Source organism: Brevibacterium jeotgali (assembly GCF_900169175.1).
Classification (GTDB): Bacteria; Actinomycetota; Actinomycetes; order Actinomycetales; family Brevibacteriaceae; genus Brevibacterium; species Brevibacterium jeotgali.
Genome location: NZ_FXZM01000021.1, coordinates 1 through 11,825 on the forward strand (window position 1 = coordinate 1; position 11,825 = coordinate 11,825).

Annotated in this window: 12 protein-coding genes and 2 tRNA genes; 7 read left to right on the top strand and 7 right to left on the bottom strand. The window is 66.2% G+C overall.

Features of this window, described 5'->3' with window-relative positions; all coding sequences use genetic code 11:
- Together BJEO58_RS14135 and BJEO58_RS14140 are read left to right on the top strand one after the other, a co-directional pair.
- Positions 1–200: transposase (locus tag BJEO58_RS14135; protein ID WP_180951982.1), on the top strand; the 200-nt coding region annotated here is incomplete at its 5' end.
- Positions 201–420: 220 nt separating this feature from the next.
- Positions 421–840, top strand: coding sequence for a ChaB family protein (locus BJEO58_RS14140; RefSeq protein WP_101590120.1), 420 nt, complete (start codon positions 421–423; stop codon positions 838–840).
- Positions 841–974: 134 nt separating this feature from the next.
- On the opposite strand, the gene BJEO58_RS14145 is transcribed toward BJEO58_RS14140, so the two are convergent.
- The 6 genes from BJEO58_RS14145 to aceE all read right to left on the bottom strand — a co-directional run bounded on the left by BJEO58_RS14145 (position 975) and on the right by aceE (position 8,769).
- Entirely contained in the window at positions 975–2,216 is a 1,242-nt protein-coding gene (locus BJEO58_RS14145) for a beta-ketoacyl-[acyl-carrier-protein] synthase family protein (RefSeq protein WP_101590111.1), read from the bottom strand.
- Positions 2,217–2,292: 76 nt separating this feature from the next.
- The gene (locus BJEO58_RS14150; RefSeq protein ID WP_087005850.1) at positions 2,293–2,544 is read right to left on the bottom strand and encodes an acyl carrier protein; all 252 of its coding nucleotides are present in this window, start codon (positions 2,542–2,544) and stop codon (positions 2,293–2,295) included.
- Positions 2,545–2,656: 112 nt separating this feature from the next.
- Positions 2,657–3,658, bottom strand: coding sequence for a beta-ketoacyl-ACP synthase III (locus BJEO58_RS14155; protein WP_101590112.1), 1,002 nt, complete (start codon positions 3,656–3,658; stop codon positions 2,657–2,659).
- A 27-nt stretch (positions 3,659–3,685) separates the two neighbouring features.
- Positions 3,686–4,606: an ACP S-malonyltransferase gene (locus tag BJEO58_RS14160; protein WP_101590113.1), complete on the bottom strand. Its 921-nt coding sequence runs from the start codon at positions 4,604–4,606 to the stop codon at positions 3,686–3,688.
- Positions 4,607–4,656: 50 nt separating this feature from the next.
- Complete coding sequence (locus BJEO58_RS14165) at positions 4,657–5,874, bottom strand: PucR family transcriptional regulator (protein ID WP_101590114.1); 1,218 nt, start codon at positions 5,872–5,874, stop codon at positions 4,657–4,659.
- Positions 5,875–6,000: 126 nt separating this feature from the next.
- On the bottom strand, positions 6,001–8,769 hold the full coding sequence (aceE, locus tag BJEO58_RS14170; RefSeq protein ID WP_246075990.1) for a pyruvate dehydrogenase (acetyl-transferring), homodimeric type: 2,769 nt from the start codon (positions 8,767–8,769) through the stop codon (positions 6,001–6,003).
- A 226-nt stretch (positions 8,770–8,995) separates the two neighbouring features.
- On the opposite strand from aceE, the gene BJEO58_RS14175 reads away from it, so the two are divergent.
- The 3 genes from BJEO58_RS14175 (at position 8,996) to BJEO58_RS14185 (ending at position 10,332) form a co-directional block, all read left to right on the top strand.
- A complete protein-coding gene (locus BJEO58_RS14175) occupies positions 8,996–9,424 on the top strand; it encodes a DUF3052 domain-containing protein (RefSeq protein ID WP_101590116.1) in 429 nt (142 codons plus the stop codon).
- The gene (locus tag BJEO58_RS14180; RefSeq protein ID WP_101590117.1) at positions 9,421–9,867 is read left to right on the top strand and encodes a redoxin domain-containing protein; all 447 of its coding nucleotides are present in this window, start codon (positions 9,421–9,423) and stop codon (positions 9,865–9,867) included. The genes BJEO58_RS14175 and BJEO58_RS14180 overlap by 4 nt, the downstream gene beginning before the upstream one ends.
- Before the next feature lie 72 nt (positions 9,868–9,939).
- Positions 9,940–10,332: an HIT family protein gene (locus tag BJEO58_RS14185; RefSeq protein ID WP_101590118.1), complete on the top strand. Its 393-nt coding sequence runs from the start codon at positions 9,940–9,942 to the stop codon at positions 10,330–10,332.
- 3 nt (positions 10,333–10,335) lie between these two features.
- On the opposite strand, the gene BJEO58_RS14190 is transcribed toward BJEO58_RS14185, so the two are convergent.
- Positions 10,336–10,863, bottom strand: a complete 528-nt coding sequence (locus BJEO58_RS14190; protein ID WP_180951983.1) for a TetR family transcriptional regulator — start codon at positions 10,861–10,863, stop codon at positions 10,336–10,338.
- Between the two features lie 176 nt (positions 10,864–11,039).
- Between BJEO58_RS14190 and BJEO58_RS14195 the strand changes: the two genes are divergently transcribed.
- Both BJEO58_RS14195 and BJEO58_RS14200 read left to right on the top strand, forming a co-directional pair.
- Positions 11,040–11,116 (top strand) — tRNA-Pro (locus BJEO58_RS14195).
- A 128-nt stretch (positions 11,117–11,244) separates the two neighbouring features.
- Positions 11,245–11,329 (top strand) — tRNA-Ser (locus BJEO58_RS14200).
- The last annotated feature ends 496 nt before the right edge of the window (positions 11,330–11,825 follow it).

Below are 11,825 nucleotides of genomic sequence, written 5' to 3' on the forward strand. Positions count from 1 at the left end.
ACGCCGTGGGGATCTTTCCCAATCGAGTCGCGATCGTGCGGCTGGTCGGAGCGGTGTTGGCTGAGCAGACTGATGAATGGGCCGAAGGCCGTCGGTACCTCGGACTCGAGGTCCTGGCCCGCTGCCGACTCACGTCCGTCGAGACCACCGGAGGCGAGGTGAGCACCGACCCCGACATCCCATTCGAACTCAGCGCCTGAGACCCCTCGACGAGGGATCCAACCGTTACACCACTACCAGGGACTTGACCGCCCCGGGAGCTAAGCGATTGGCCTGTTGCTCAGTTGTGGTGCGGGCGAGCGCCCGATCACGGACGCACTTTCTGGCCTTTAACCCGAGGCTGTGCAATCGCCGCCGTCGTGAGTACCGTGGTAGTCAGCCAAGCTTCCTTGTCGACCAGGTCGAAGAGAGGTGGACTCGATGCCCAAGACGACGCAGCAGGGCAGCGCCAAGGAGACTGAGATTCCTCAGACGCTTCAGCGTTCTGACGAGAAGGCTCAGCGCACCTGGGCGAAGGCGCACGATTCTGCGATGGATGAGTACGACGACGAGTCGCGGGCGGCGCAGACCGCGTGGGCGGCGCTCAAGCGCACGCACGAGAAGGTCGGCGACCACTGGCGGCCGAAGGACGAATCGGGTCCGTCGGATTCGCGCGCCGAAGGTGGCCGCCAGAGCGGTGGCGAGACGGCCGGAGGCGTGAACGCCAACGCGACGAAGGACGAGCTGTACGAGCAGGCGCGGGAGCTGGACGTCGACGGACGCTCCACGATGTCCAAGGATGAGCTCGTCGAGGCGCTCGAAGACGAGAGTGACCGGCGGACGAAGAAGGGCGCAGACTGATCCGAGAGTGAGCTTCTCACCGGACTCGCGCGGTGACGAACGCGGTGACGAAGGAGCAGGGGCCGGTGCGTGTGCACCGGCCCCTGCTCCTTCTCATGTCCTCACCGACCGCTCACGGCCGGGACGGGCCCGCGTCAGACGCTCCGGAACGAGACGACCGCATTGTGGCCGCCGAACCCGAATGAGTTCGTGATCGCGGCGATGTCGCCGTCCGGCAGCTGCGCCGGGGTGTCGCGGACGATGTTCAGGTGCACGTCCGGGTCCACCGTCTCGATGTTGATCGTCGGCGGGGCGACCCGCTCCTTGAGGGCCATGACGGTGAACATGGCCTCTGCGGCTCCCGCGCCGCCCAGCAGGTGGCCTGTCATCGATTTGGTCGCGGAGAACCGCACGTCGTCGACAGCGTCTCCCAGCAGCATGTTCACAGCGTACGACTCGGGGATGTCGCCGACCGGGGTCGACGTCGCGTGTCCGTTGATGTGCTTGATGTCCGAGGGCGCGATGCCGGCGGACTCGATCGCCGTGCGCATCGCTCGGATCGATCCGGCACCCTCCGGCTCACCGGCCGTGATGTGGTACGAGTCGTTCGAAGTGCCCCAGCCGGCGACTTCGGCGTAGATCGTGGCACCTCGAGCCTCTGCGTGCTCGCGGCTCTCGAGGATCAGCGTGGCGCCGCCCTCACCCATGACGAACCCGTCGCGGTCCACGTCGAAGGGACGCGAAGCGGTCTCAGGCGAATCCGTGCGGCGCGAGAGGGCGCGCATCGAGGAGAACGCGGACAGGGTGATGGGGTGGACCGCCGCCTCAGCACCTCCTGAGATGACCACATCGGCCTTGCCGGAACGGATCATCTCGAACGCCTGGCCCAGGCTCTCCGTGGACGACGCGCAGGCCGACACGACGGTCTGGACGACGGCGCGGGCCGTGAACTCCATGCCCACGGCAGCCGCAGGCGCGTTCGGCATGAGCATCGGCACGGTCAGCGGCATGACGCGGCGGGTGCCCTCTTCCTTCAGGGTGTCCCACGCGTCGAGCAGTGTCCAGACACCGCCGATCCCGGTCGCCCACGATACTGCGAGGCGCTCGGGCTCGACGTCGGGCGAGCCCGCGTCCTCCCACGCTTCGCGTGAGGCGATCAGTGCGAAGCGGCTGGCAGGGTCGAGGCGCTTGGACTCGACCTTCTTGAGCCGTTCCTCGACGACGCCGGGTGCGACGGTGGCTGCGAAGTCGACGGGAAGCTCGTACTTCTCCGCCCAGTCGTTGTCGAGGGTGTGGGCGCCGCTGGTGCCCGCGAGCGCAGCCTGCCATGTCTCCTGGGCGGTCGCACCCAGGGGCGTGACGGCACCGATGCCGGTGACGACGACAGTGGAAGTCATTGTGTGAAACCTCGTCGAATCGTTGGGTGGGACCTCCGCGGGGCCGGGTTCGCCGACCCCGCGGAAAGGGAGGTGATCAGGCCTGCTGGGCCTTGACGATGTAGTCCACGGCGTCCTGGACCGTGATGAGGTCCTTGACGTCGTCGTCCGGGATCTTGACGCCGAACTTCTTCTCAGCGTTCACGACGATGGTCATCATCGAGATCGAGTCGATGTCCAGGTCGTCGGTGAACGACTTGCCGGCTTCGACGGCGTCCGTCTCCAGGCCGGTCTCTTCGTTGACGATCTCTGCGAGTCCGGCGAGGACCTCAGCTTCGCTCTGTGCCATTCTTCATCCTTCTCTCTTCTTCCCGCCGGGCTTGGAGTGCGCCGCGGCGGCTTGCAGGAAACGTGATTCGACGACGATCCCAGCGAGATCTTACGTCATCGGTGCTCCGACCTCAGGGGAGGACGACCACCTGTGCGCCGTAGACCAGCCCCGCTCCGAAGCCGATCTGCAGAGCGAGCTTGCCGTGCAGGGTCGGGTCCTCCCGGAGCAGCCGTTCCGTGGCGAGTGGGATCGACGCGGAGGAGGTGTTGCCGTTCTCTGCGATATCGCGCCCGATGGTGACGGTCTCCGGCAGCTTCAGCTGCTTCGAGAGCTCATCGATGATCCGCATGTTCGCCTGATGGGGGATGAACGCGGACAAGTCCTCGGGGCCGACTCCGGCTGCGTCGAGTGCCTGCTGCGCGACCTCGGCCATCTCCCACACCGCCCAGCGGAAGACGCTGGGGCCGTCTTGGCGGAGTGTCGGGAAGGGGGACTCGGGATCCTTCTTCATGTCGAGGAATGAATGGGTGACGCGGATCGTCTCCCAGTTCTCACCCTTGGAGCCCCACACGCTCTGACCGATCCCGGGAGTGTCGGACGACGACACGATGACCGCGCCTGCGCCGTCTCCCAGGAGGAAGGAGATCGAGCGGTCCGTCGGATCGACGAAGTCTGAGAGCTTCTCTGCTCCGATCACCAGGACGTTGTCCATGACGCCCGAGCGGACCAGACCGTCCGCCTGGGCGATCGCGTAGCAGTAGCCCGCGCACGCTGCGGAGATGTCCCACGCCGGCACGGGGCCGGTGCCCAGTCGCTGGGTGAGGGCCGAGGCCGCGGACGGTGTGGGGTACCCGAAGGTGACCGTCGCGATGATGATGCCGCCCACATCGCTGGGCTTGATGCCGGCGTTCGCGATCGCTTCCGACGCGGCCTCCTCGGACATCTCGAGGACGCCCACGTCTGCCCCCGCACGGTGGCGGGTGACGATGCCCGTGCGCTGACGGATCCATTCATCGGAGGAGTCGATGGCGGCGACGAGCGCATCGTTCGGCACAGCGTGCTCAGACCGGTAGCCGCCTATCCCGGATATGCGCGAGTAGGTGTTGGCCGGTGTGGTGGTGAGAGTGGTCACTGGGGAGTCCTTCCCGGATGGTGGAGCTCAGGCGCCTGCGTGCGCGCGTACGAATTCTCGGGCTGCTTCGATGTCGTCGGCGGACTTCACGGGGAAGACCTCGACTCCCTTCATCGCACGCTTGGCGAGTCCGGTGAGGGTGCCGCCGGGGACAAGTTCGAGGATGCCTGTCACGCCGGATGCGAGCAGTGTCTCCTGGCAACGGTCCCAGCGCACTGGATTCGTCACCTGAGAGACGAGGAGATCCAGGTAGTCGGCGCCGGAAGGGACTGCGGTGCCGTCGGAGTTCGTGAGGATCGTCACTGAGGGGTCCTGCGGGGACAGTGTCTTCGCGGTCGCTGCGACGGCGTCGGATGCCGGGCTCATGAAGGACGTGTGGAACGCCCCGGCGACCTTCAGCGGGATGACCCGGGCTCGGTCGGGCGGGTTCGCCGCGAACTCCTCGATGCGTTCTGAAGCGCCTGCTGCGACCGTCTGACCGCCGCCGTTCACATTGGCGGGCTCCAGGCCGGCATCCGTGATGGCGGTGAGGACGCCGTCCGGATCCCCGCCGACCACGGCGGCCATCCCGGAGGCCGCCGCGCCTGCGGCATCGGCCATCGCCGCTCCGCGGGCCTGGACGAGTGTCATCGCCTGTGCGGGGGAGAGGATGCCTGCGATGGCGGCTGCGCCGATCTCACCGACGCTGTGGCCCGCGACGATATCCGTCTGCAGGTCGTCGCCGAAGATCTCCGTGAACGAAGCGATCGCCGCGGCGACGAGAAGCGGCTGAGCGATCGCCGTGTCGGTGATCGTCGCGTCGTCGGATTCGGTTCCGTGCGTGCGCAGGTCGATCCCGGAGGCGTCGGCGAGCGTGCCGAGCGTGGTGGAGAAGCCGGGGAGTTCGAGCCAGGACGTGAGGAAGCCGGCCTTCTGTGCGCCCTGTCCAGGGCATGCGGTGACTAGCACGAGCAGTGATATCCCATCGTTAGGTTCAGTGTTGCAGACTACGTGAGCTGTCAGGATCCTGAAGTGGGTTTGTGGGGTGGCGCCAATTGTCCCACGGTCGACAGTCGACCGAGCACCAAGGCTATGCGGATGACGAAGGCAGCGCGAGGCTCGGTCGGGTCGTGGCCGATGAGTCCAGTGATCTTCTTCAGACGGTAGCGCACGGTATTCGGGTGGACATGCAGTGAGCGCCCGGTCGCTTCGAGGGAGCCGCCGTGGTCCAGATAGTCAGCGACAGTCTCGAGCAGACTTCCGCTCCCGGCTGCGAGCGGCGCGTACACGTCGTCGATGAGTGCTGTGGTCGCGGTGCCGTCGCCTGCGATCGCACGTTCCGGCAGGAGGTCGTGTGCGTGGACGGGTCGCGGTGTCGACTGCCAGGCGGAGGCGGTCCGCAGCGCCCACAGCGCAGATGCGGCTGAGGCGCCTGCTTCCGCGAGCGTCGACACCTCCGGTCCCACCACGACATCGGAGGGGCCGTAGTAGTGGGAGAGGGCGAGCGACGCGGCCTCGAGGTCCTCAGCGCCTCCCAGGACGATCAGCAGCCGGTCGTCGTGGATGCCGACGAGCACGTCTTCTGCCCATGTCCGGGCGGCGCGACGGATCTCGGAGATGCTCTTGTGCGCGGAGCGCCGGGGGGCTCGACCGATGAGGACGGACACGCTTCCCTGCGACTGCCAGCCGAAGGCTGCGGATCGGCTCGCGAGCTCGTCGACCGAGTCCCCGCGGACGAGCGCATCGATCACCATCGCTTCGAGTCTCGCGTCCCAGCTGCCGCGGGCCTCCGCCGCACGCGCGTAGATGTCCGCCGCGGCGAAGGCGATCTCACGGGAGTAGACGAGCACCGCTTCCTTCAGCTCGGGCTGCTCGCGCGGCTGGGCGAGGTCCGGCACGCGCTCCTCGACGACCTGCACCACGACGCGCAGAAGCTGCAGAGTCTGCTGGAGCGATACGGAGCGGACCAGCTCACGCGGTGCGGAGCGGAAGACGTCGAGGACGCCGCGCAGGGGAGTGGCGGGGTCCTGGTACCAGTCGATGAAGGATGAGATGCCCGACTTGGCGACCACTGATACCCACTGCCGGTCTGCGGGATCCATACTGCGGAACCACGCCAGGCGTGCATCGAGGCGCTGTATGACGACGTGTCCCAGCTGCTCCTCGCGGGCCTGGAGTCGGCGGGCGGTGTCGGTGCGCCCGGGCGACGCCTGGTGGGTCGATCTCGAAGCCAGCATGCGAGCCACACTATCGTGCTTGGGGCCCTATTGCGTTGTGGACACTCGACAACTCCGGATAGAGCGGCGACGGGGTCGGAATGGCCACTGCGACCATTCCGACCCCGTCGCCGTGCGAAGGGCGCGTCAGGCGGCGCCGCCCTCCAGCGATCCCGATGAACCCGCGGTCGGATCATCGAGCTTGTACTTCTTCGCGGCCTCGGTGGCCTTCGAGATGTCGATCTCGCCGGTGTCGGCCAGGCTGATGAGGGCCTGCACGGCGATCGACGGGCCGTCGATGAGGAAGTGGCGGCGCGCGGCGGGCCGGGTGTCGGAGATCGCGTAGCCGTCCGCGCCCACCGAGGTGTAGTGGTTCGGCACGTACTGGCGGATCTGGTCCTGCACCGCCCGCATGTAGTCGCTCGCGGCGACGACGGGCCCGGAGGTGTCCTGGAGCGCGGAGGTCACATGCGGCACCTGAGGATCCGCAGAGGGATCGAGCAGGCGCTGCTCGTCCGCGGCGAGTCCGTCACGACGCAGCTCGCTCCACGAGGTGACGGACCAGACGTCCGCGCTCACGCCCCAGTCGTCCGCCAGGAGCTGCTGGGCCTCGTAGGCCCATGCGACCGCGACGCCGGACGCCAGCAGCTGGACCTTCGGTCCGCCGGTGTCCGGGCCGTCGGCCACCTTGTACATGCCCTTGAGGAGGCCGTCGACGTCGAGTCCCTTGGGCTCCTTCGGCTGCTGCATCGGCTCGTTGTACATCGTGATGTAGTACATGACGTTCGGGTCGATCGCCGGGCTGTCCGGGTCCTGTCCGTACATCCGCTCGAGACCGGCTCGCACGATGTGGCCGATCTCGTAGACGTAGGCGGGATCGTAGGACACGATCGACGGGTACGTCGACGCAAGCAGGTGCGAGTGGCCGTCGCCGTGCTGGAGGCCCTCTCCGGTGAGCGTCGTGCGGCCGGCGGTCGCACCGAGCACGAAGCCGCGGGTCATCTGGTCGCCGGCCGCCCAGAAGAAGTCGCCCGTCCGCTGGAATCCGAACATCGAGTAGAAGATGTAGAACGGGATCATCGGTTCGCCGTGAGTCGCGTAGGACGTTCCCACTGCGGTCAGCGCGGAAGTGGCGCCCGCTTCGTTGATGCCGACGTGGAGCAGCTGCCCGTCCGTCGCCTCCTTGTACGCGAGGAACAGGTCGCGGTCGACGGAGATGTAGCTCTGACCGTGCGGGTTGTAGATCTTCGCGGTGGGGAAGAACGAATCCATCCCGAACGTGCGAGCCTCGTCCGGGATGATCGGCACGATGCGGTGGCCGATCTCCTTGTCGCGCATGAGGTCCTTGAGGACGCGGACGAAGCCCATCGTCGTGGCGATGGTCTGCTTCCCGGAACCGCGCCTGGCGGCTTCATAGGCCTTCTTCCCCGGAAGGTCGAACTGCGTGTACTTCGACCGGCGCTCCGGGGTGTATCCGCCCAGCTTGCGGCGGCGCTCGTGCAGATACTCGATCTCCGGGGCATCGACGCCGGGGTGGTAGTACGGCGGCTTCTTGGGATTCTCCTCGAGCTGTGCGTCCGTGATCGGGACGGAGAAGTGGTCGCGTGCCAGCTTGAGGTCGTCGATCGTCATCTTCTTCATCTGGTGCGTCGCGTTGCGCGCCTCGAACGACGGTCCGAGTGAGTAGCCCTTCACCGTCTTCACGAGGATGACGGTGGGCTGCCCGGTGTGCGCCTGCGCGGCGCGATAGGCGGCGTAGACCTTGCGGTAGTCGTGACCGCCGCGCTTGAGGTTCCAGATCTGCTCGTCCGTCAGGTCCTCGACCATCGCCTTGGTCCGGGGGTCGCGGCCGAAGAAGTTGTCGCGGACGAAGCCTCCGTCCTCCGCCTTGTACGTCTGGTAGTCGCCGTCGGGCGTCTGGTTCATGAGGTTGACCAGAGCCCCGTCGCGGTCCTTGGCGAGCAGGGCGTCCCATTCGCGTCCCCAGACGACCTTGATGACGTTCCAGCCGGCGCCGCGGAAGTATGACTCGAGCTCCTGCACGATCTTTCCGTTGCCGCGGACGGGTCCATCGAGGCGCTGGAGATTGCAGTTGATGACGAAGTTCAGATTGTCGAGCTCTTCGTACGCCGCGACGTGCAGCATCCCGCGGCTCTCCGGTTCGTCCAGTTCACCGTCGCCCAGGAACGCCCACGTCTGCTGCTGTGAGGTGTCCTTGATCCCGCGGTTCTGGAGATACTTGTCGAACTGCGCCTGGGTGATCGCGTTCATGGGGCCGATTCCCATGGAGACGGTGGGGTGCTCCCAGAACTCCGGCATCTGACGAGGGTGGGGGTAGGACGGGATGCCCAGATTCCTGCCGTCGACGATGTGGCTGGCCTGCTGGCGGAAGCCGTCCAGCTGGTCCGCGCTCATGCGACCCTCGAGGAAGCTGCGGGCGTACATCCCGGGGGACGCGTGGCCCTGGTAGAAGATGTGGTCTCCTCCGCCGGGGTGGTCCTTGCCGCGGAAGAAGTGGTTGAGCCCCACTTCGTAGAGCGTCGCGGAGGACGCGTACGTCGAGATGTGGCCGCCCACCTCGATGCCGGGTCGCTGCGAGCGGTGCACCAGCATGGCCGCGTTCCAGCGGTTCCAGCGGCGGAACGTGCGCTCGACCTCTTCATCACCCGGGAACCAGGGCTCTTCCTCGGGGCTGATCGAGTTGATGTAGTCCGTGGCCGTGAGGCTGGGGACGCCCACATTGCTCTTGCGTGCACGGTCGAGCAGGCTGAGCATGATGTACCGGGCGCGCACGGGGCCCGCCTCGGCGATGAGGCCGTCCAGCGAATCGAGCCATTCCCTGGTCTCCTCCGGATCGATATCCGGAATCTGACTGGGGAGACCGTTGAGGATCGGTCCTCCAGGGTTAGTCGGCACGGCATTCCTCCTCATTGAAGTTGCGGTGCTGCTGCACAGCACCTGCGGGCTTCGCCACGGAGGCACGGTTGAGCCGTCTGCGATGGCGCCGCCCATTCTGGGGTTGCCCCAAGCATATGGGCTGAACGGCGCACCGGACGAGTGAAGACGTGTTGCTCGCCTCTCATTCCGGGGGAATCGCCCCCCGGGCGTTTGCCCGGGGGACAGGGATGTGGAGAATGGTCGCATGAGCACTTCTGCCTCAGAGAGGGACATGCAGGACTCCGCATCGACTCCGCTCGATTTCCAGCGGGGACAGTACGTACAAGAGATCGGCTACGACGAGGACGTCGACTTCGATCTTCGCGAATCGATCGAGGAAGTCCTTGAGGAGGAGCTTGCCGATGATGACGTTGATGACGTCTTCGACGCGATCATCATGTGGTGGCGCGCAGACGATCCGGATCTCACGGATGCGATCGTCGACGCGCAGACCACTCTGTCCACCGGTGGCATCATCTGGCTGCTGACACCCAAGCCCAACCGCGACGGTCACATCCGTCCGGCCGACATCTCCGATGCCGCGCCGACCGCGGGCATGCACGTCACCTCGACGGTGAGTGCTGCGCCGGACTGGTCCGGCTACCGACTGGTGGGCAAGAAGAACTACGGGTGAGTGAACGCACCCTTCCGGACCTCATGCTCCCCGCACATACGGGGGAGGATGTTCCGCTCCTTCGGGAAGCGGGTTCCGGAGGGGTGCTGCTCGTCTTCGTCCCCTACGCATTCACACCGGTCTGCGCCGACGAGCTGGTGGAGCTCGTCGCGCTGGCCGGCGCCTTCCGTTCGCGCGGAATCGCACCGCTGATCGTCTCGTGCGACACGAAGTACACACTGCGTGCGTGGGCGGTCGCTGAACTGGGCGATGAGTGGGACAGAGTCCCGCTCCTGTCCGACTTCTGGCCCCACGGGGCCCTGTCGCGCGCCTGCGGAGTCTTCGACGCCCGCCGAGGCGGTCCTCACCGCACGGCTCTGCTCGCCGACGCGTCCGGTTCCGTCCTCGATGAGGAGACCGCGGACTTCGGGACGCCTCGGGACCTCGGCCGCTTCGTGCGGTGAGGCGTCGGCGGCTACGCTGACTCCGACATGACCGAGCGGGCCGCAGCGGCCCCGGAACACGGAGGAGAACACGTGGCATCCCTCTTCACCAAGATCATCGAGAACGAGATCCCGGGCGTCTTCGTGTACGAGGACGAGCTGTGCGTGGCGTTCCTCGATGTGCAGCCGATGACCGAAGGGCACGTCCTCGTCGTCCCCCGGGAGGAGATCGCGCACTGGGTCGACCTCGACGACGATCTCTCCGCTCACCTCTTCGCAGTCGCCAAGACGATCGCGAAGGCGCAGAACGAGGCGTTCGAATGCGAGAAGGTGGGACTCATGGTCCAGGGCTACGAAATCCCGCACGTGCACATCCATGTATGGCCCACGACCTCACTCGCGGATTTCGACGCAGGCAGCCGGGCGGGCTTCACCGACGCCGCAGTCCTTGAGGAAGCGGCTAAGAAGATCAGGCGGCGACTCTGACCTTCAGGCGGTCAGCAGCCGGATGAGACCGGTGCGGAAGGAGGCTTCGGCGTGCGTGCCGGGGCCTTCTTCTCGATCGCCCGGCGGAGCGGTCACTCCCTCGAAGAGGCGCCGATTCTGCTGGATCGCGATGGATCCCAGGACGAACGGAGTGATGACGTCGCGAGTCTCCTCGTCGAGGTCTGCAAGCGCTGCGGGGAGCACCGTGCGACCGGAGTGCGCGTAGGCCAGGAACACGATGTCAGCGCTCTCCCGGTACTGCAGGAGCACGCCGCGGTACGCGATGATCGCATCGACAGTGCTCGAGAGCCGTCCCTGACCCGGTGCGGGGCGGTCGAAGTCGTCGGCCTCCGCCGCCATCCGTCCGGCCAGGAGGACGAACAGCGACTGCTTGTCTGCGACATGCCAGTAGAGGGCAGAGGGCTGGACGCTCAATTCTCGCGCGAGGCGACGCATCGTGAGGTCGCCCAGACCGAAGTCTGAGAGGATGCGCATCGCGGCATCGGCGACGCTCTCAGTCGTCAGAGCCATATCCCTCCTGGGGCCGGTGTGCGGGTCGATGGGCGAGACCCGTCGGTGCATGAAGAGGGCGGGCGGATCTGCGGTTCGTCTGTGTCGCACCTTACCGGCTACTCGATTAGGAGTTCGCAGGTCATTATGGGTAAACTGTGTCTCGCTGTCAGGTTCTCTGGAGCTGTTCACAGCACCGGGATATAGCGCAGCTTGGTAGCGCGCCTCGTTCGGGACGAGGAGGTCGTGGGTTCGAATCCCGCTATCCCGACCAGCAGAAACGCCGGGACATCGTGACGATGTCCCGGCGTTGTCATGTCCGGTGGTGCACCGGCACTGCTGATGTCCAGTTGCTCCACGGCATGTGCGAGAATAGCTGGGCGCTGGCTCCGGTCGGCGAGTGGTGAGTTGACAGAGCGGCCGAATGTGACGGTCTTGAAAACCGTTGACCTGCAAGGGTCCGTGGGTTCGAATCCCACACTCACCGCAGATGTGATGTCTCAGTACATCGGAAACACCCCGAGCTTCGGCTCGGGGTGTTTTTTATTGCTTCTGGTACCTGCGGGTGGGGTCCAGGGTGAAGTCTTGGGTTAAAGGCCAAAAAGTGTGTCTGGCTTGGGCGTGTCTACCGGGATCTTCCTCCCCATCCTTGCTGGATCCCGTTGCCGTCTTCCGGGCTGAACGCGGTGTCATAGGCAGCTGGCCCGATTTGTTCCTCGGCGATGCTGGGTGATCGCTTCGGTGGGTTCCAATGGTGAGACCTCACGAGGCTGAACGGGTCAGCAGGCTTCGTGGTGTGCTGGTGCAACCACCACGCGACAGCGGTCTTCGCGTGCTGGCTCGTCATGCCGCGGTGGTGGGGTTACCCGCAAGCTGTAGACACGTGAGCCACCTCACGCGGCGTGCGTGAGTGACGTTTCCTGCTCGCCCCCGACCGTCTCAACCGCCGCGACCATGCCCCGCTCGAACTCCACCGGCGGCAC